This window comes from Paenibacillus sp. S33 (genome assembly GCF_053615415.1).
Map to the genome: position 1 here is coordinate 1,815,492 of NZ_JBSIEZ010000001.1, position 18,707 is coordinate 1,834,198.

At 47.5% G+C, this 18,707-nt stretch carries 18 protein-coding genes; 15 read left to right on the forward strand and 3 right to left on the reverse strand.

The window, feature by feature from the left end:
- Positions 1-24 precede the first annotated feature (24 nt).
- Positions 25-306, forward strand: coding sequence for a hypothetical protein (locus tag ACWGXJ_RS08545; protein ID WP_322171990.1), 282 nt, complete (start codon positions 25-27; stop codon positions 304-306).
- A gap of 202 nt (positions 307-508) precedes the next feature.
- Positions 509-1,843 carry a DRTGG domain-containing protein gene (locus tag ACWGXJ_RS08550; protein ID WP_254349536.1) on the forward strand — a complete coding sequence of 445 codons (1,335 nt, stop codon included), beginning with the start codon at positions 509-511 and terminating at the stop codon, positions 1,841-1,843.
- Between the two features lie 44 nt (positions 1,844-1,887).
- Here the strand turns inward: ACWGXJ_RS08550 and ACWGXJ_RS08555 are convergent, their stop codons facing one another.
- Together ACWGXJ_RS08555 and ACWGXJ_RS08560 are read right to left on the reverse strand one after the other, a co-directional pair.
- The gene (locus ACWGXJ_RS08555) at positions 1,888-2,385 is read right to left on the reverse strand and encodes a hypothetical protein (RefSeq protein ID WP_061831708.1); all 498 of its coding nucleotides are present in this window, start codon (positions 2,383-2,385) and stop codon (positions 1,888-1,890) included.
- A gap of 12 nt (positions 2,386-2,397) precedes the next feature.
- Positions 2,398-2,727, reverse strand: coding sequence for a YtrH family sporulation protein (locus tag ACWGXJ_RS08560; protein ID WP_013309582.1), 330 nt, complete (start codon positions 2,725-2,727; stop codon positions 2,398-2,400).
- Positions 2,728-2,864: 137 nt separating this feature from the next.
- Between ACWGXJ_RS08560 and ACWGXJ_RS08565 the strand changes: the two genes are divergently transcribed.
- From ACWGXJ_RS08565 to pyk, 6 genes are all read left to right on the forward strand, one after another.
- Positions 2,865-6,542 (forward strand): DNA polymerase III subunit alpha, encoded by a 3,678-nt coding sequence (locus tag ACWGXJ_RS08565; protein ID WP_250267954.1) that lies wholly within the window; start codon positions 2,865-2,867, stop codon positions 6,540-6,542.
- A gap of 166 nt (positions 6,543-6,708) precedes the next feature.
- A complete protein-coding gene (locus ACWGXJ_RS08570; RefSeq protein ID WP_250267955.1) occupies positions 6,709-7,206 on the forward strand; it encodes a phosphatidylglycerophosphatase A family protein in 498 nt (165 codons plus the stop codon).
- Positions 7,207-7,358: 152 nt separating this feature from the next.
- On the forward strand, positions 7,359-7,547 hold the full coding sequence (locus ACWGXJ_RS08575; protein WP_013309585.1) for a hypothetical protein: 189 nt from the start codon (positions 7,359-7,361) through the stop codon (positions 7,545-7,547).
- A 180-nt stretch (positions 7,548-7,727) separates the two neighbouring features.
- Positions 7,728-8,621 (forward strand): acetyl-CoA carboxylase, carboxyltransferase subunit beta, encoded by an 894-nt coding sequence (accD, locus tag ACWGXJ_RS08580; protein ID WP_013309586.1) that lies wholly within the window; start codon positions 7,728-7,730, stop codon positions 8,619-8,621.
- The gene (locus ACWGXJ_RS08585) at positions 8,622-9,605 is read left to right on the forward strand and encodes an acetyl-CoA carboxylase carboxyltransferase subunit alpha (protein ID WP_061828687.1); all 984 of its coding nucleotides are present in this window, start codon (positions 8,622-8,624) and stop codon (positions 9,603-9,605) included.
- 125 nt (positions 9,606-9,730) lie between these two features.
- Positions 9,731-11,161, forward strand: a complete 1,431-nt coding sequence (pyk, locus tag ACWGXJ_RS08590) for a pyruvate kinase (protein ID WP_029516614.1) — start codon at positions 9,731-9,733, stop codon at positions 11,159-11,161.
- Between the two features lie 96 nt (positions 11,162-11,257).
- On the opposite strand, the gene ACWGXJ_RS08595 is transcribed toward pyk, so the two are convergent.
- Positions 11,258-12,154, reverse strand: a complete 897-nt coding sequence (locus ACWGXJ_RS08595) for a LysR family transcriptional regulator (RefSeq protein WP_452566568.1) — start codon at positions 12,152-12,154, stop codon at positions 11,258-11,260.
- 207 nt (positions 12,155-12,361) lie between these two features.
- Between ACWGXJ_RS08595 and ACWGXJ_RS08600 the strand changes: the two genes are divergently transcribed.
- The 7 genes from ACWGXJ_RS08600 to ACWGXJ_RS08630 all read left to right on the forward strand — a co-directional run bounded on the left by ACWGXJ_RS08600 (position 12,362) and on the right by ACWGXJ_RS08630 (position 18,706).
- Entirely contained in the window at positions 12,362-13,285 is a 924-nt protein-coding gene (locus ACWGXJ_RS08600) for a phosphate ABC transporter substrate-binding protein (RefSeq protein ID WP_069291597.1), read from the forward strand.
- Positions 13,286-13,391: 106 nt separating this feature from the next.
- Entirely contained in the window at positions 13,392-14,324 is a 933-nt protein-coding gene (pstC, locus tag ACWGXJ_RS08605; RefSeq protein ID WP_013370343.1) for a phosphate ABC transporter permease subunit PstC, read from the forward strand.
- The gene (gene pstA / locus ACWGXJ_RS08610; protein ID WP_023987910.1) at positions 14,324-15,220 is read left to right on the forward strand and encodes a phosphate ABC transporter permease PstA; all 897 of its coding nucleotides are present in this window, start codon (positions 14,324-14,326) and stop codon (positions 15,218-15,220) included. Before pstC ends, pstA begins: the two co-directional genes overlap by 1 nt.
- Positions 15,221-15,237: 17 nt before the next feature.
- The gene (gene pstB, locus ACWGXJ_RS08615; protein WP_061828683.1) at positions 15,238-16,080 is read left to right on the forward strand and encodes a phosphate ABC transporter ATP-binding protein PstB; all 843 of its coding nucleotides are present in this window, start codon (positions 15,238-15,240) and stop codon (positions 16,078-16,080) included.
- 288 nt (positions 16,081-16,368) lie between these two features.
- A complete protein-coding gene (gene pelA / locus ACWGXJ_RS08620) occupies positions 16,369-17,658 on the forward strand; it encodes a pectate lyase (RefSeq protein WP_452566569.1) in 1,290 nt (429 codons plus the stop codon).
- A 134-nt stretch (positions 17,659-17,792) separates the two neighbouring features.
- Positions 17,793-18,311: an acyl-CoA thioesterase gene (locus ACWGXJ_RS08625; RefSeq protein WP_103048099.1), complete on the forward strand. Its 519-nt coding sequence runs from the start codon at positions 17,793-17,795 to the stop codon at positions 18,309-18,311.
- Complete coding sequence (locus tag ACWGXJ_RS08630) at positions 18,308-18,706, forward strand: FxsA family protein (RefSeq protein ID WP_013309596.1); 399 nt, start codon at positions 18,308-18,310, stop codon at positions 18,704-18,706. Before ACWGXJ_RS08625 ends, ACWGXJ_RS08630 begins: the two co-directional genes overlap by 4 nt.
- Position 18,707 lies beyond the last annotated feature (1 nt).

Sequence of the window (18,707 nt, forward strand, 5' to 3'; positions counted from 1 at the left end):
TCACAGGGAGAGGAAGGGATACGATTGAGTTCTTTCAAAAAATGGAAACACGGTTTGTACACACTCATTGCATTGGCTATGGTTTTGGTCGCGTTACCACGCATCTCGCTTGCAGGCGGTTTGAACTGGGTCAACGGCTTTGGAATGGTATGGGTACTTTTTGCGCTGCTAGTCATCGGAGCAAACATGCATTTTTTGCTGGGTGTGGATGAGGAAAAGCGCAAAACGCTGGAGCGTGTGCGACGGGCCAAAATGCAGCAGTGGCAGATGAAATGGGATAAAAAAGCTGACAAAGGCAGCATGTAGTGAGTTTTTTCAGCTTGTCCTGGGCTTGTCTCCCAGATGACAAATCAATCATAGAAAGAAGCGGTCCCTTGTAAAAGAGGGGATCGCTTTTTTGCTATTTGCGAAGCGGAGAACTCAAAATGAACAAGGGTCTAAAATATAGGGATATTGTGCTATAATAGATACAGAATGATACAGATTGAACGTTGGGGGTGTAACAGAGTTGGACGGGCTAGATGAAACAGTTACGAAGCATGAGCAGCTATTGCGACATATCGAGCAGTTGAAAATAGGCTCCAAAATTTCTGTGCGCAGGTTGGCTAAAGAAATGAGTGTCAGCGAAGGAACGGCCTATCGGGCCGTGAAGGAAGCCGAGAACCTGGGAATTGTCATTACCAAGGAACGGATCGGAACAGTACGAGTGGAGAAGCGACCGCGCGGCTTGTCCGAGCAGCTGACCTTTGCAGATGTCGTAAATATTGTAGAGGGACATGTGCTGGGCGGAAGTGAGGGGCTGGAGAAGCCCTTGCACAAGTATGTGATCGGAGCGATGCGCGAGGAAGCTATGGCCCGTTATATTGACGCAGGTAGTTTGCTAATCGTTGGTAACCGTGAGGATGCGCATTCACTTGCATTGGAGCAGGGGGCCGGTGTGCTGATTACAGGGGGCTTCGGTACGAGCCGAGAGGTTAAGCATCTCGCAGATCAGATTAGTCTGCCGATTATTTCCTCACGCCATGATACTTTTACAGTGGCATCTATGATTAATAGAGCCATATTTGACCGCTTGATCAAAAAGAAAATTATGCTGATTGAAGACATTGCGGCAGGCAAACCGAAAACGTTGACCTTGAAAATCAACAGCACGCTTACCGAGTTTGAAGAACTTTCGGTGACGACCGGACATCATCATTTTGCAATAGTGGATGAATGGAATCGTTTAATTGGTATCGTCAGCCGCAAAGATGTGGAGGGGCTTCTACCTGAGCATACGATGGATAAATGTCTGATCCGCAATCCGATAACGGTCACCTACCAGACCTCGCTGGCTTCCGCCGCGCAAATGATGGCGTGGGAAGGGGTAGATTATTTGCCGGTCGTGGACCGTAACCGCAAGCTGCTTGGGTCCGTTACACGGCGTGAGGTGCTGGAGGCGCTGCGTAACGCCCAAAAGCAGCCACAACTTGGCGAGACGTTCGACCAGTTGATCTGGAACGGGTTTGCTGAAGAGCGTAATGAGGACGGATCGTTATTTTTTCGCGGTTTTATTATTCCGCAGATGGCGACCAATTTAGGTACGATCTCGGAAGGCGTACTGGTCAACGTGATGACACAAGCGGGCTACCGGGCAGCTAGAGACATGACCGGCAAGGATTATGTGCTGGACAATTTGACGACTTATTTTATTAGACCCGTACAGATAGAGGATGCTGTCGTTCTTCGTCCGTTGCTGCTTGAGCTGAGTCGCCGCACCTGCAAGCTAGAAATTGCAATTTCACGGGAAAACCATTTGGTATGCAAAGCAGTGATGACACTTCAATCCATTGAACATGGTTAGTCTACCTATGGATCAGAGCAGGGTGTGAAGTCGAATAGACCGACTTAGTGGCTTTCAGGCAGTCTTTCTTTTGCTTCCAGCCAAATTTGCAGCACCCCTTCCATTACAAGCATCGTTTTGACCTGGATCGTATACTCCTTGTCACGAACGGTGTATTTTTTTTGGTGCAGCAACATACGTACCAGCTTGCTGTCAGAGTCAATTTCGAACATATCTCTGCCGCGCAGCACCTCCAGATCACGACTGACACGGCGAAGAAGTTCCTTCAGGTTGATAGAATCAATTTTTTCGGCCGAAGCTTCCTCCGCGATCAGCTTGATTTCTTTGACAACGGTTTGGCGCTTGCTGTATTTGCGCAATGTTTTGTTGTCTTCCTCGGCTTGCTGGAGCTGGAATTGAAGATCCTGGTTGTTCGTCCACAGCTGATTGAAGCTGGCATGCCAGATGGCATTGTAGATCATTCCTCCCGTAATCATACCGAGTACAAAGACAGAGGATAATTGCATAAAAGGGCGCAGGCGCTCAAAAGGGGGGACTCTCATAGTCGTTTCACCTCACGGTCGTCCGTTGCCGCATACCCACTTGACCAGCTCTGCACCCATATGAGCGCCTAAAAAGGCGAAAATCAAATACAATATCTGCTTAATGGCAGGTGACAAATTACCATCCAACATATTGCTTTCAATGACCCGGATCGGGTCCATCGTTCCCCCCACAGCGGCGGCAAGCGCCCATATTTTAATTCTTCCGGCAACCTCCAGCATCGTCTGGGTTGGCGGCTGAAGCGATACGACAGCTCCCATTCCGCCGAGCATGGCTCCCCCGAGCACGATGCCGAAGGCAATGAAGAAGTCGAGAATCGCTTTGGATATAAAAGTGCTCATGCTCTTTTCCTCCTTAGGTATACGAATCAGGACCGCGCTTGTCCGCCGAGGTCTGTACTTTTATTCTATGGGCGCTACTAACGCGGATATGATAAAATAGTTTGAAGAAAATCAAGCGGTGAAAGGAAGAGAAGCGCATGAGTTCATTTGTGCATTTGCATGTTCATAGCGAGTACAGCCTGCTGGACGGCGCGGCTCGTACCGCGGAGTTGGTCAAACAGGCATCAGCTTACGGAATGAAGGCGCTGGCCCTTACAGACCACGGGGTTATGTACGGTGCCATTCCTTTTTATAGAGCGTGTGTAGAGAACGGCATTAAGCCGATTATCGGGTGTGAGGCCTATATGACGGCAGGATCGCGCAAGGAGCGTGGCAGCCGGAAGGATCAGCCCATATATCATTTGATTTTGCTCGCCAAAAATAAAACAGGCTATCAAAATCTGATGAAGTTGTGCTCCATCGGCCATTTGGAGGGCTTTCACTACAAGCCGCGCATCGACATGGAGGCTTTGGCTGCCCATCATGAAGGCATCATATGCCTGAGCGCTTGTTTGGGCGGTGAAGTGCCGCAGCATTTACTGCATGGTCGGGAAGCCGAAGCACGACGAGCAGCGGAACGGTATCGTAACATTTTTGGCGATGATTTTTATCTGGAACTCCAGGACCATGGTCTTTCGGAGCAAAAACGTGTAAATCCTCTCTTGATCGCACTGGCGAAGGAACTGAATATTCCACTGGTGGCGACGAATGACGTGCATTACTTGACTGAGCCAGATGCGGACGTGCAAGACGTTCTGATCTGTATCGGGACAGGGAAGACAGTTGACGATGAGGAACGCTTGCGTATACCAACACGTCAGTTGTATCTGAAAAGTCAGGAGGATATGGCTCGTTTATTCCCGCATGTGGCAGAAGCCATCGCCAACACGGTGCGTATTGCTGAAAAATGCGAACTAGAGCTGGAATTCGGTCAATCCATTTTGCCTGAATATCGCCCGCTGCCGGAAGGAATGACCTCTTCGTCCTATTTACGCAATCTGTGCGTGCAAGGGCTGGAGCGTCGCTATGGAAGCGATCCCGGATGGGAGCAGCCGGAGGAACGGGAAAGGCTGAACCAACGGCTAAACTATGAGTTGAATACCATTGACAGTATGGGTTTCAGCGATTATTTCCTGATTGTATGGGATTTTATTGCCTTTGCACATAAGCATAAGATTGCAACGGGACCGGGGCGGGGTTCCTCAGCAGGCAGTTTGGTTGCCTATGTGCTTAACATCACGAATGTCGATCCGATGAAATACAACCTGCTCTTTGAACGGTTTCTGAATCCAGAACGAATTAGTATGCCAGATATAGATATTGATTTTAGTGATGAACGGCGTGACGAGGTTATCGACTATGTAGTACAGAAGTACGGAAATGAGCATGTAGCGCAAATTATTACCTTTGGAACGCTGGCAGCAAGAGCCGCTGTCCGTGATGTCGGTCGTGCATTGAACGTGCCGTATGGCGAGGTGGACAAGGCAGCCAAGCTGATTCCGGCGCAGCTAGGCATTAATATCCGTCATGCGCTGGAAATCACCCCGGAGCTAAAAACGCTATATGAAACGAAGCCCAAGACACGTGAACTGCTGGATATGGCGATCAAGGTTGAAGGAATGCCTCGTCATGCTTCGACACATGCAGCAGGTGTTGTCATTTCGCGGACTCCATTGACCGATGCGGTTCCGCTTCAAGAGGGGAGCGAAGGGGTTCCTTTGACGCAGTACTCGATGGAAAATCTAGAGCGCATTGGTTTGCTTAAAATGGATTTCCTTGGGCTGCGTACGCTCTCCATTATTGAACGGTGCATACACTGGATTGCGGAAGAGCATGGAGAAACGCCTGATTTTAATCGTATTCCCGATAACGATCCGCATACCTATGACTTGCTGGGCAAAGGAGATACAGGAGGCGTATTCCAGCTGGAGTCGGCCGGTGTACGCCGGGTACTCAAGGATTTGAAGCCGAGTGTATTCGAGGATATCATTTCTGTCCTGGCTTTGTATCGTCCGGGCCCGATGGGCTTTATTCCTAACTTTATACAGGCCAAGCATGGTCAGATTGAGATTTCTTATCCGCATCCTGACCTGGAACCGATCTTAAAGGATACGTACGGTATTATTGTGTATCAGGAGCAAATCATGCAGATTGCTTCACGCATGGCGGGCTTTTCCCTGGGAGAAGCCGATCTGTTGCGCCGGGCTGTGTCCAAGAAAAAGCGCGAAGTGTTGGATCTGGAGCGCGGGCATTTTGTCGAAGGCAGTATCAAGCAGGGATACACGGAGGAGGAGGCCGGAAGGGTTTACGATATGATTGTCCGTTTTGCTGACTACGGCTTCCCGCGTGCTCATGCAGCTGCTTATGGTGTGCTAGCATTTCAAACGGCTTATCTAAAGGCCCATTATCCGGTGCAATTTATGGCTTCAATGCTGACAGCCGTGATGGGAAGTCATCGGAAAGTGGCTGAATATGTCGTCGAATGCCGTCGTATGGATATCGCAGTGTTGCCGCCTGATGTGAATGAGAGCGGGGTGTTGTTTACTCCTTTACAGCAGGGAGGCATCCGTTTCGGCCTAGCAGCGATTAAAAATGTCGGCACACAGGCGATGGAGAGCATTCTCGCTGTTCGCAAGGAACGGCCTTTCGACAGCCTGCTCGATTTTTGTCGACGTGTCGATTTGCGGGTATGTAATAAGAGAGTAATTGAATCGCTTATTCAGGCAGGAGCCTTTGATTCATTGACAGGTCATCGGGCACAATTGCTTGCCATGTTGGATGAAACAGTGGATGCAGCCGTCAAGTGGCGCAAGGAACGGGATGACTTGCAAATTGATATGTTTGGTTTTGTGGAAATGCCCAATTGGGATATCGAATATCCCAATGTACCCAAATTCAGTGCCAGCCAGCAGTTAGAGCTGGAACGTGAACTACTGGGACTGTATTTATCCGGGCACCCGTTGGATGATTTTGAGTCGCTGTTGGAAAGCAGCGAGGCGGATCGTTTGATGGAGCTGGGCGATGTGCCAGATGAAACGGTTGTTGTGACCGCAGGCATGGTAGTGTCACTCAAAACGATTACGACCAAGCAGGGTAAGGCCATGGCCTTCATTGAGCTGGAGGATCAGATTGAGCGCTGTGAGGTTGTGCTGTTTCCTGAGGTATGGAAGCGAAGCCAGCAGTGGATTGAAAAGGGAGCTTTGCTTACGCTTCGAGCCAAGATGCAGCAGCAAGACGAGCACTTCAAGCTCCTTGCGGATGAGACCGCCCCGCTGGCGGAAGACTCGCTGGCACGGCTCCTCCAGCGCCGACGTGCCAGTACGCGCTCGTCCGCAATAGCTGGAACATCCGTGCCAGCTGCTGGCTCTCCTGCTGGCGGCCCGGGCGGGAGAGCGTCGCGCGTGTCGCCCCCGCCTTCGGCAGCCAATGCATCTGCTTCGCCTCAACCGAAGGCGGCCCGTCCCGTGATGGCTGCTTCACCGCGTGGAGCCGAAGCGGCTCGAGGTGAGCAGGTGCCAGTCCCGCGCAGCTCGGAGCCGACCACTCATCAGCGGGTGTTTGTCAAAATCACCCGCCAGGCAGAGGAGGACGCCAGCTTGCTGGTCAGTCTCAAGGCACTGCTCCAGGAGCATCCCGGTGCTATGCCTACCGTACTTTTTTATGAGAGCAACCAGCGTCTGCTGGCCTTGAGCGATGCTTACAGCATTAAGCCCTCTCCTCAGCTTTTTGATCAAATGGAGTCGATGTTGGGTGAAGGTACGGTGAAAGTCAAATGATAGGCACACAGCAAACCGCCCTTATTGTAACGGTTTAATGAACATTTTCCTTCCTTCCCGCATACACTTGGAAAACTGGCGGAACAGGAGATTCAACACGTACCCTGCACCATAAGGTCCCGTACGGTGAAAGAATAGACTGCACGGTGAAAGCGGGAGGGAAATTATGTCCTATGAATATGCAGAAACTTTGTTAAATCGCAGAGGCATTCGTATCGAGTCCATTGCGGACATTGTTTTTCAGCTTCAGCTAAAATATTATCCTCATTTGACGATGGAAGAATGTATAGACAGTGTCAAAGCGGTTTTACAAAAGCGTGAGGTTCAATATACGTTGCTCACAGGTATTGCGCTCGATGAGCTGGCCGAAAAAAGACTTCTCCCCCAGCCATTGCAAGCCATTATGGAGGCTGACGAACCGCTGTACGGAGTGGACGAGACACTGGCTCTTGGAATTACGAGTGTGTACGGCATGATCGGCTTAACCAGTTTTGGTTATCTGGATAAGGAAAAGACGGGGATTATTGAACAGCTGAACCAAAAAGGCAGTGGTATTCATGTGTTTTTAGACGATCTTGTCGCCGGATTAGCTGCCGCTGCTTCTTCGCGCATTGCACATCGGAGCCTCCATGCCAAGCATTATCCTGCATCATTGGACGCTTAATTGACCTGTGTAGACAGAGTTGATGATTTTCTAGGCCCTCCGACGAACTTGAATGATCAGGAGGGCTTTTGTTGCGGGAAAAAAGTAAGGTATGTTATCATGAGTCTATTATATGGGCTCAAAACTTGAGGCTTAGGGGGTAGAAACAAGGCATGTGGACGGTGATTTATATTGCACCGACGGCCAGACTGGCTGACATGATTAAGCTCAAACTGTCTGAAGAAGGTTTTATGGTGCAGGCCCGGGCCATCAGCGCGTCCAAGCAACAGTTTGAGATACTTGTGCCTTCGGGTGAAGTCGAAGAAATACAGGAAGTGCTTAATTCGATTTTGCGCCCTTGAGTCCGGAACGGCGGAAGTGATACAGCAGCATGAGTGGAACAAAGGATGCACGATCGGCGGTAAAGTTTTAGTAACAGGCGTTGACGTGTGTATGAACATAATGCTTAAAGGTGCCGCATAGACGGCAGAGGACCTTGTATCGGTTACGGCTGACAAATAAACGGCTGGAGAGGTGTAGTTGTGTTTAAAGATTTATTCCAAAAGAAGCGTAAATACGCGACCATCCCTTCGGAACGGGCGCTGAGCGGCGATCAAGCGGACATGCCGGATCGTCCCAAACGGGAAATTCCCGAAGGTCTTATGACCAAATGTGGCAAGTGTGGAAGTATTCAATACAGCAAAGAACTAGAGAAAAATTTGAAAGTGTGTCCGGTGTGCGGATACCATATGCGTTTGAATGCTATGGATCGCATTCGCATGGTGCTCGACGAAGACACGTTTACGGAATATGATGCCGATATGATTTCGGTTGACCCGCTGGACTTTCCGGGATATGCGAGCAAGCTGGAGCAACAGACCCTGAAATCTGGCTTGCGAGAGGCTGTCGTTACGGGCGACGGCCTTATTTATGGACATCCTGTTGTCGTTGCTGTGATGAGCTTTGACTTTTTTACTGGCAGTATGGGTTCGGTCGTAGGAGAGAAAATTACCCGCGCCATTGAGCAAGCAATAGACAAGCGTCTGCCGCTAATTATTTTCTCAACTTCCGGCGGGGCACGTATGCAGGAAAGTATTTTAAGCTTGATGCAGATGGCCAAAACAAGTGCTGCTCTTGCTCGTCTGGATGAGCAGGGCTTGCTGTATATTTCTGTTATCACCGACCCGACTACAGGTGGAGTGTCCGCCAGCTTTGCTACGCTTGGAGATATTAATATCGCGGAGCCAGGAGCTGTATTCGGCTTTGCAGGGCGTATTGTAATTGAACAGACAATCAGACAGAAGTTGCCGGATGATTTTCAAACATCCGAATTTAATTTGCAGCATGGACAATTGGATATGGTTGTACACCGCAAGGAACTGCGTGATACCCTCGGGCAACTGCTTGATCTGCACAGTGTGAAAGGGGTGGAATAGATGGCTGGTGAATTGCCTTATGAAAAGCCCCTGGTCGAGATGCGACAGAAGATCGAAGAACTCAAGCAATTCGGACAGGATAAGCAAATTGATTTTACAGATGAAATCAACCGTCTCGAGGAACGTTATCTCGAGATGGAAGAAGAAATATATTCGAACATTACAGCACCACAAAAAATGCATTTGGCCCGTCATCATCAAAGACCAACGTCTCTTGATCTGATTGAGCAGGTGTTTACGGACTTTATTGAATTACACGGCGACCGCTTGTTTGGAGACGATCTGGCGGTTGTGGGCGGAATTGCCAAGCTAAATGGTATTCCGGTGACCGTCATTGGTCAACAGCGTGGTAAGGATACGAAAGATAACATTGCACGTTTCTTTGGTAGTGCTCATCCGGAAGGATTTCGTAAAGGCTTGCGTCTTATGCAGCAGGCTGATAAATTCAAACGCCCTGTTATTACATTTATTGATACGAAGGGCGCTTATCCGGGTAATACAGCAGAGGAGAGAGGTCAATCGGAAGCGATTGCCCGCAACTTGCGGGAGATGGCAAAGCTTTCGGTGCCTGTTATTTGTGTGGTCATCGGCGAGGGTGGAAGCGGCGGTGCGCTTGCGTTTGCAGTCGGTAACCGTGTGCTGATGCTGGAACATGCCATTTATTCGGCCATTTCTCCAAACGGTGCAGCTTCGATTCTATGGAAAGATGCTTCCAAGGCCGATCAGGCAGCTGAAGCCATGAAGATTACGGCTAATGACCTCCTGCGCATGGAAATTATCGAGGATATTGTGCCGGAGCCGAAAGGGGGCGCGCATCGTAACTATGAAGTAACTGCTGCCGCAATCAAGGAGCTATTGGAACGTCATTTGGCAGACCTTACGAATATGAGCTGCGATGAATTGAGGGAAGATCGGTATCAAAAATTCCGAAAAATAGGTCAATACACCTTCTTGAAGCCTTCGGAATCTGAGCCTATGTTGTAATACGTTGTAAACGGGTAACAATAAATATGACGAACTTCCTATACAAATAGGAAAAAGTGTAGTAGATTTAATTGTTGGAAAAAGATATAAAGAGTAGCACCTTTGAAAACGGAGGAAAAACCCAAATGCGCAAAACTAAGATTGTATGTACCATCGGTCCTTCCAGTGAGTCATTGGAAAATGTGAAGAAACTGATTTTGGCTGGTATGAACGTAGCCCGCCTGAATTTCTCTCACGGTGATTTCGAGGAGCATGGCAACCGGATTAAAAACATCCGTCAAGCTTGTAAGGAGCTTAACAAAAACGTTGCTATTTTGCTCGATACGAAGGGGCCGGAAATCCGGACAGGAAAGCTCGAAGTTGAACCTATTGAGCTTGTTCAGGACGAGTTCATTACGCTGACAACGGAAGAAATTCTCGGTACGCAAGATCGTATTTCCATTACGTACAAAGATCTTCCCTCGGACGTGGAGCCCGGCTCCACCATTCTGATCGACGATGGTCTGATCGGACTCACCGTTATTGAAGTATCAGGCACTGAAATCAAATGCCGCATTGTTAATGGCGGAACGATCAAAAGCAAGAAGGGCGTTAACGTTCCAGGCGTTGCTATTTCTTTGCCTGGTATTACCGAAAAAGATGCTAATGATATCATTTTCGGTATTGAGCAGGACATTGATTTCATCGCGGCTTCTTTTGTTCGTAAAGCAAGTGACGTTCTGGAAATCCGTGAATTGCTGGCGAAACACAACGCAAGTCATATCCAAATCATTTCCAAAATAGAAAATCAGCAAGGTGTTGACAACCTGGATGAAATTTTGGAAGCTTCGGATGGTCTGATGGTTGCCCGTGGTGACCTCGGTGTGGAAATTCCTGCTGAAGAAGTGCCTCTGGCGCAAAAATTGATGATTAACAAATGTAATGTAGCTGGCAAGCCTGTTATTACGGCAACACAGATGTTGGATTCCATGCAACGTAACCCGCGTCCGACTCGTGCGGAAGCAAGTGACGTGGCGAATGCTATTTTTGACGGAACAGACGCAATTATGCTGTCCGGCGAAACAGCAGCGGGTAAATATCCGGTAGAATCCGTATTGACGATGTCACGTATTGCAGAAAAAGCTGAGTCCTCTCTGAACTACCGTGATTTGTTCAAGAAACAAAGAACGGCTCAAGAAATTAGTATTACAGAAGCAATCAGTCAATCTGTTTCTATTTCTGCACTTGACCTGCATGCCAAAGCGATCCTGACGTCCACACAAAGCGGAACAACGGCGCGTATGATTTCTAAATACCGTCCTGAAGCTCCGATTGTTGCTGTGACAACACAGGAAAGAACAGTTCGCCGTTTGGCTCTGATCTGGGGCGTACATGCAGTACAAGGTAGACCAATCGTTGACACAACAGATAGTCTGTTTGACAACGCACTGGAAGGCGGTCGCAAATCTGGCCTCGTTAAAGAGGGCGATTTGGTTGTAATTACTGCGGGCGTACCTCTTGGTGATTCCGGTTCTACGAACCTGATCAAAATTAGCTGCGTTCCAGCACAAGCGTAATTAAAGTCTCCATGACATAATACCGAAGCTGTATCGTTACAACAAGCAAAAGAGCATTCAAGTCAATAAGACTTGGATGCTCTTTTTTTATGTTCTCTAGCTTTTCATTTCCAGTCCTTCTCGTCGTATGAAATCAAGAAATGCCTGTTGCATCAAGTTCATGTGTGTATCTTGTTGATACACGATGTTTATTTGATAATGGCTCCTTTGGTTATCAGCCTCGGGATAAGGAAGCCATTCCACCGAGGGAGCAGCATTTTCATTATTATCCACTCCGCTTGCAGGAAAGAAGGCAAGCGCTTCTCCGCCGCTTACGACTTGCTTTACCGCTTCCCAAGAGTTGATTTCCAGATGAGGCTTAACTAGAGAGGAATACTGATCTACAACTGATGAACCGCTATATTTTACCCATGTGTGCTTGTCCAGCACATCGGGTCCATCGACCTCCTCTAATTTGAATGCAGGTGCAAGTGCAGATGCAGAACGGATAACTCCTACTTGATCTGAAGCCACTGGCTCTGCCACCGTATACTCTGGAAGAGAATCTCTATCGTCGAGAAAAGCAAAATCAATTTCCCCCTGTTTCAGTAGCTGCTTAATTGCATCCGGGGATTGAATCTCCAACTGAATACGACAATCTGGATACCGCTCAGCAAACTTAGCCATCAAAGTGGGGAGGAGATACGTACCTGATATCGACTCTGCACTCAGATGTAATTGACCCTGTGATTCTTCTGTCAGTTCATCTACAGCTTGTCTAGCTTCTTGTTCCAGAGAGATGATCTGCTTTGCGTAAGGTAATAATTTTTTTCCAGCTTCCGTTAGCATAATCCTGCCTTGTTGAAGAGAGAATAGGGAAACACCCATTTCCTTTTCCAAGCTTTTCATATGAAAGCTGACGGTAGGTTGTTTGACTTGCAAAGCTTCGGCCACATCCGTCGCCTTATGGAATTTGTCGATCAGCATCAAAATACGCAATTTTAGAATATTCATGGAATCCAACAGCTCTCCTTATATGTCATTCATATGTGAATTACAAACTATAGATTAATTATATACAGAAAAATAATTTATCTATCAATATTTTATATTTGTTTTACAAAACCACGTCGTTCGTCTAACATTCCAGGCCTACAATGTAAAAGTGTTGATGGTCATAAATAAAAAACCGTCACTTAACTAAGGGGAGGACAATAAAAAATGTTGAAAAAATGGCCGTTCATTCTGATGACTCTCACCATGGTATTTGCACTTGCAGCTTGCGGATCAGGTAACAATGCTGCACCACAAGGAGAAGCTGCTACAGGAACAGACAATAAAGCAGCTGCTGAACTGACAGGGAACATTCTGGCTGTTGGCTCCACTGCACTTCAACCATTGGTAGAGCAAGCGGGACAAAAATTTATGGCTGTCGATAAATATAAAGGCATTGCAGTTCAAGTGCAGGGCGGCGGTAGCGGTACTGGCTTGACTCAGGTTTCCGGCGGACAAGCGGACATCGGTAACTCCGACGTGTTTGCAAAAGAAAAACTGGAGAGCGGCGCAGATGAGCTGGTCGATCACCAAGTAGCTGTTGTAGCCATGTCAGCGGTAGCGAATCCTAAAGTAGGCGTTACAGACCTGAAAAAAGATCAATTGGTACAAATCTTTACAGGTAAAATCACGAACTGGAAAGAAATTGGCGGTGCGGATCAAAAAATTGTTATCGTGAACCGTCCAAGCAGCTCCGGTACTCGTGCAACATTTGAAAAATACGCATTGGGACAAAAAACAGAAGATCTGCCGGGCTCCATTCAAGAAGATTCCTCCGGTACTGTGAAAAAGCTGATTGCTGAAACACCGGGTGCGATTGGTTATCTGGCTCTGTCCTACATCGACAACACAGTAACTGCTTTGAAATACGATGGCGTTGAAGCTAACGTTGAAAATGTAGAACAAGGTAAATATCCAGTGTGGGCTTACGAGCATATGTACACTAAAGGTGAGCCAAAAGAGCATGTGAAAGCATTCCTGGACTACATTCTGTCAGATGAAATCCAAAAAACGGATGTCGTAGACTTGGGATACATTCCAGTAGCAGGTATGCAAGTGAAACGTGATGCTGACGGTAATATCACGAAATAAGGAGAGTCACACCTCCTGTTCGATGAACGCAGCTAACGCGAGTATATTCACGAAGAAGAGGCGGACTAGCGTCCGGCCTCTATTCTTCGGTTAAAGGAGTTACAGTATGGAACCAATTGAAGGGAAGGCATACATGGAACAGAATAAACGATCCCGAGTTATGAAAGAAAGACATTACTGGGAAGAATGGACCGGCCGCATATATACGTCGGTTTGTGTCGTTTTTTTAGTTGCAGTCATTGTCTCCATCGTATATTTTGTTGCCTCCAAAGGTGTAGCTACATTTGCGGTGAATGGAGTCAGTCTGCGAGAGTTTTTCTTTGGAACCAAATGGAGCCCGGATGGCGAACCTAAGTCCTTCGGCGCGCTTCCGTTTATTACGGGTTCTTTTGCAGTAACCATACTGGCGGCTTTAATTGCCAGTCCACTCAGCTTATGTGCGGCTTTATTTATGACGGAAATCGTGCCGAAATCGGGTAAACGTATCCTTCAACCTGCGATTGAATTATTATCCGGTATTCCGTCTGTTGTATATGGCTTTGTCGGCTTGACCGTGATCGTCCCGCTGCTGCGGAACGTGTTTGGAGGACAAGGCATCGGCATTCTGGCAGGCTGCCTAGTGTTGTCAGTCATGATTTTGCCGACGATAACGAGTATTATGGCAGATGCGTTGTCTTCCTTGCCGGGGGGGCTGCGTGAATCCTCTTATGCTTTGGGTGCTACTCGCTGGCAGACAATTGCCCGTGTTATTATTCCGACGCTGTTGCCTGCTCTTTTAACAGGAATTATTCTCGGTATGGCTCGTGCCTTCGGAGAAGCGTTGGCTGTACAGATGGTAATCGGGAATGCTCCGCACATACCGCATTCCTTGCTGGAATCCGCTTCGACCTTGACCAGCGTCATTACACTAAGCATGGGCAATACAGCGATGGGCTCCGTTCATAACAATGCTCTCTGGAGCATGGCGCTTGTTCTTCTGCTCATGACATTCATTTTCGTGCTGCTGGTAAGGCTGCTTGAAAGGAGAAACCGGGTTTGATGAAAGCTAAAACGACCGACAAGATCGCTACATTTGTAATCTGTTTCTTCGCCTTGTTCATTGTTGCACTTTTGGTTGGATTACTGGGCTTCATTTTAGCCCGCGGAGTCAGTCATATTTCTTTTGACTTTTTAACCAGTGCTCCCCAAACATTACGTGCAGGCGGTGGTATTGGCCCGCAACTATTTAATTCCGTATTTTTGTTAATCTTAACTTTGATTATCACCATTCCGATTGGCTGGGGCGCAGGTATTTACATGGCGCAATATGCAAAGCCGGGGAAAATTACGGACTTTATACGACTTGTCGTCGAAGTATTGTCCTCCTTCCCGTCTATCGTCATCGGATTGTTTGGACTACTACTTATCGTAAATACGTTTGATTTTGGCTTTTCCCTCTTATCAGGAGCCTTGGCTTTGGCCGTATTTAACCTGCCGCTGATGGTTCGCACAACTGAGCAGGCTTTCCGAGCTGTGCCGAAGGAGCAAAAGGAAGCTGGACTTGCGCTTGGATTGTCCAAGTGGAAAATTATCACCTCCATTTTGTTGCCAGCTGCGCTGCCAAGCTTGATTACGGGTACCATTTTGGCCGCAGGCCGTATTTTCGGGGAAGCCGCAGCATTGCTGTTTACAGCAGGGATGAGTACGCCGCCGCTTGATTTTACCGATTGGAATCCATTGCATGCCAGATCGCCTATTAACCCGATGCGACCTGCTGAGACATTGGCTGTCCATATTTGGAAGGTCAACAGTGAGGGGATTGCTCCCGACTCCAAAGATATTGCTGCAGGCGCTTCTGCCGTACTGGTGCTGCTTGTGCTTGCATTCAACTTGAGTGCAAGATGGTTCGGAAGAGTTGTATACCGTCGTCTGACAGCTGCCAAACGTATGGATTAGAAAGGGGATGGAGAACAATGGAACATGTGATTACGCGAACGGTAAAAACCGCCGCACCAGCAACATCCGTTCAGTCTACGCGTTCGGAACAGCTTGCGGGGCAACCACCGCATCCGTTCAGTACTGAGGATTTGAGTATTTATTATGGCAGCTTTGAGGCTGTAAAAAAAGTGAATCTGGCCTTTCCGGAACAGACAGTGACTGCCCTGATCGGGCCTTCCGGCTGCGGTAAATCGACCTTTTTGCGCTCCCTTAATCGGATGAATGATGAGATTGCGTCTTCCTCTACAACGGGGCACATCTGGATGGATGGACAGGATTTGACGGCACCGGAAACGGACGTGATCAAGCTGCGTCAGCAAATTGGCATGGTGTGGCAACGTCCCAACCCTTTTTACAAATCCATTTACAATAATATCGCCTTCGGTCCCAAATACCGTGGGGTGCGCAAGAAGAAACAGCTTGATGAAATTGTCGAAAGCAGCCTGCGTAAAGCAGCATTATGGGACGAGGTCAAGGATCGCCTTCACGACTCCGCTCTGGCGCTGTCTGGCGGGCAACAGCAGCGGCTTTGCATTGCACGTGCACTATCCGTTCAGCCGAAAATTCTATTGCTTGACGAGCCAGCTTCCGCGCTGGACCCTGTGTCTACAGGCAAGGTAGAAGAGCTCATCACCGAATTAAAAAAAGAACTGCGCATCGTTATTGTGACGCACAATATGCAGCAGGCTGCACGAATTTCCGATTATACTGCTTATTTTTATATTGGAAGTCTGGTTGAACATGGGAAAACGAACGATATTTTCACGAATCCTGAAAATGAGCTGACTCAGGAGTACATCATGGGTCGATTTGGTTAAGCGATGTTGCTCATCGACCTACTATATATGAGCTGCACGTAAAAACCTCTTACTAATCCAGCATTAGTAAGAGGTTTTTTATTGTTTTCAACGTTTTGTAACTTTTTTAATCTATTAGTAAATTAAAATATATTGATCGTTTGGGTATATTTTCATATAATACAACTAACTATTTATCATGCATAAATAGTGGTTTAGTTCCCCTCGCTATCAAAAATAATCTTCAGCAAGAGTAAATAGGGTTAAACTGAACACAATTACCCAAATCAAAATAAGGGAGAGGTTCAAATGAAGAAGAAGATGTGTCCAACCGTAAAGATGATAGCGCTTTCAAGTTTGGCGATTACAGTAACGTCAGGACTCCTAAGTCCCTCATGGGCTGCGGCACAGGAGATGGTGCCGACTACATATGATTCAGGACGTGAATCGGCAACTGCTTCTTATGAACTTACCACAGATTCAGCTGTGGGACGGGACGTTTATGGTAGTGATGTAAATTCAGGTGTTCTGGATCGCGAGCCATTATTTGGGCTGTCGGCTGTGGCGAAGCCAACCGCTGTTGTGAATACAGACAGCCTCCTGAACAAAATGCGCGACTTTAGCAAGTTTTCTACGGGGAATATATCCAAGGATACGACGCTTGCCTTAAATATTGTATCCTGGCAATTGCCGCATGGCGGATTCTTCAAAGCTATGGAAAAGAATTATAAATCCAAATGGGATGGCAAAGCTGCACGCTCCACATGGAAAAGCAAGGATGGTGTTGAACTCGGAACGTTTGATAACGAGGCCACGACAACCGAGATTCGTTTTTTAGCGGATGTATACAAAAAAACCAAAAATAAAGATATTAAGAACAGTGTACAAAAAGCAGTCGACTTCGTACTAACCTCACAATATTCCTCAGGTGGCTGGCCTCAGGTATACCCTAAACGTGGTAATTATTCCGATGCTGTAACTTATAATGATGATGCGATGGTCAGAGTTATGGTTTTGGCTGACGATATTGTGAACAAGAAGCAGCCGTTTGATAGCGATATTCTGGATAACTCATACCGCTCCAGACTTCAGCAAGCGCTAAACAAAGGTATCCAGTACACAATTAAATCTCAAATTGTAAATAATGGTACACCAACAATCTGGGGTGCACAGCACGATCCGGCTACTTATGCATCTGTTGAAGCCCGGGCATTTGAGTTACCTTCCAAAACAACTACAGAATCAGTAGGCATTACTGCTTTTCTCATGTCCCAGCCGCAAACCGCTGAAGTGAAAAAAGCGACTCAGAGTGCTTTGAAATGGTTTGACACGAACCGAATCGACGGTATCAAATACAATCGTCAAGGTCCGGAGTTTTTCCAAAAGGACGCATCGAGCGTAATGTGGTATCGGTTCTATAATGTGGAAGACAATAAATATTTCTTTTCAGACCGGGATGGCAAAAAGTATACCGACATCATGAAAATTAGTGAGGAAAGACGACTTGGTTACGCCTGGGCGGGAAGCCAGGCTAAGAGCTTGCTCAAGCTGGCTTCGGATAGCGGATATTATAAACTGTCCAAGCCGTTGCCACAATAATAAAGGCATTATTATATATGATTGGAGAGGGCGGACCGTTCGGTCTGCCCTCTTTTTGTTCCCGGGCTGTAAATATGGTTTAATGGAGAGAGGGCAAAATAGAGATAAAGATGCACAAAGATAGGAGAGCTTGTATGACTCAAGAGGAGAAACAAACGGAATTACGCTGGTATGGCGCACCGCTACGCGTCCGTTATCAGGAAAGCGACCAGATGGGGGTCGTATATCATGCGAATTATTTGAACTGGTTTGAGATCGGGCGCACCGAAATGATCCGACAGGCGGGTTTTAACTATCGGAGTATGGAGGAACGAGGAGTCTTGCTTCCAGTTATTGAAATCAATGCGAAATATGCGAGTCCTGCTCGATATGATGATTTAATTACCATTTATACCGCAATTACGGACTTCTCCAGACTACGTCTAAACTATATCTATGAGGTTCGACGGGTAACGGAAGATGAGCATCAAAGGTATCTGGGAAAGGTATGGACCCAGGCAGACACGCTGCCGGGAGAGCTGCTTGTCACAGGGATGACACGGCACGTATGGTTGAACACCGAATGGAAGCCCGTTCGACTGGATCAGGCGCTACCTGAGCTGTACACTGCATTAAGGTTTGCTTTTACAGGCGGGGAGGGACAGAAGTCATGATGATGCGTAAACGTCTGTGGCTGTTGCTGCTGCTCATTCCTTTGGCGGAGCTGTACGGGTTTATATGGGTAAGTCACTGGATTGGAGCGGGCAAAACGATTTTACTCATCATTCTGACGACCCTAATCGGGGCTGCCATGATGCAATTTGAAGGTCGTAAGGTGATTGCCGATGCGAAAAATGAAATGAACCGGGGACAAATGCCTGGCCGTAAAATGCTGGATGGATTATGTGTTTTTTTCGGTGGGAGTTTGCTGCTTATCCCTGGATTTTTAACAGATATTATTGGTTTTACGTTGGTGTTCCCTTTAACACGAGCGTTGTACCGACGCTTTTTATTGAAGTGGTTGGAGAAAAAAATGAAGAACGGCAGTATTACGTTTCGGCGGTTTTGAC

Bases quoted from the DNA above. Each gene is read 5' to 3' on its own strand.
- ACWGXJ_RS08560 (WP_013309582.1), bottom strand. From the start codon at position 2,727: ATGAGCACTTTTATATCCAAAGCGATTCTCGACTTCTTCATTGCCTTC.
- ACWGXJ_RS08595 (WP_452566568.1), bottom strand. From the start codon at position 12,154: ATGAATATTCTAAAATTGCGTATTTTGATGCTGATCGACAAATTCCAT.
- ACWGXJ_RS08565 (WP_250267954.1), top strand. From the start codon at position 2,865: ATGAGTTCATTTGTGCATTTGCATGTTCATAGCGAGTACAGCCTGCTG.
- ACWGXJ_RS08625 (WP_103048099.1), top strand. From the start codon at position 17,793: ATGACTCAAGAGGAGAAACAAACGGAATTACGCTGGTATGGCGCACCG.
- ACWGXJ_RS08570 (WP_250267955.1), top strand. From the start codon at position 6,709: ATGTCCTATGAATATGCAGAAACTTTGTTAAATCGCAGAGGCATTCGT.
- pelA (WP_452566569.1), top strand. From the start codon at position 16,369: ATGAAGAAGAAGATGTGTCCAACCGTAAAGATGATAGCGCTTTCAAGT.
- pstB (WP_061828683.1), top strand. From the start codon at position 15,238: ATGGAACATGTGATTACGCGAACGGTAAAAACCGCCGCACCAGCAACA.
- pstC (WP_013370343.1), top strand. From the start codon at position 13,392: ATGGAACCAATTGAAGGGAAGGCATACATGGAACAGAATAAACGATCC.
- ACWGXJ_RS08585 (WP_061828687.1), top strand. From the start codon at position 8,622: ATGGCTGGTGAATTGCCTTATGAAAAGCCCCTGGTCGAGATGCGACAG.
- ACWGXJ_RS08600 (WP_069291597.1), top strand. From the start codon at position 12,362: ATGTTGAAAAAATGGCCGTTCATTCTGATGACTCTCACCATGGTATTT.
- ACWGXJ_RS08555 (WP_061831708.1), bottom strand. From the start codon at position 2,385: ATGAGAGTCCCCCCTTTTGAGCGCCTGCGCCCTTTTATGCAATTATCC.
- pyk (WP_029516614.1), top strand. From the start codon at position 9,731: ATGCGCAAAACTAAGATTGTATGTACCATCGGTCCTTCCAGTGAGTCA.
- ACWGXJ_RS08575 (WP_013309585.1), top strand. From the start codon at position 7,359: ATGTGGACGGTGATTTATATTGCACCGACGGCCAGACTGGCTGACATG.
- pstA (WP_023987910.1), top strand. From the start codon at position 14,324: ATGAAAGCTAAAACGACCGACAAGATCGCTACATTTGTAATCTGTTTC.
- ACWGXJ_RS08630 (WP_013309596.1), top strand. From the start codon at position 18,308: ATGATGATGCGTAAACGTCTGTGGCTGTTGCTGCTGCTCATTCCTTTG.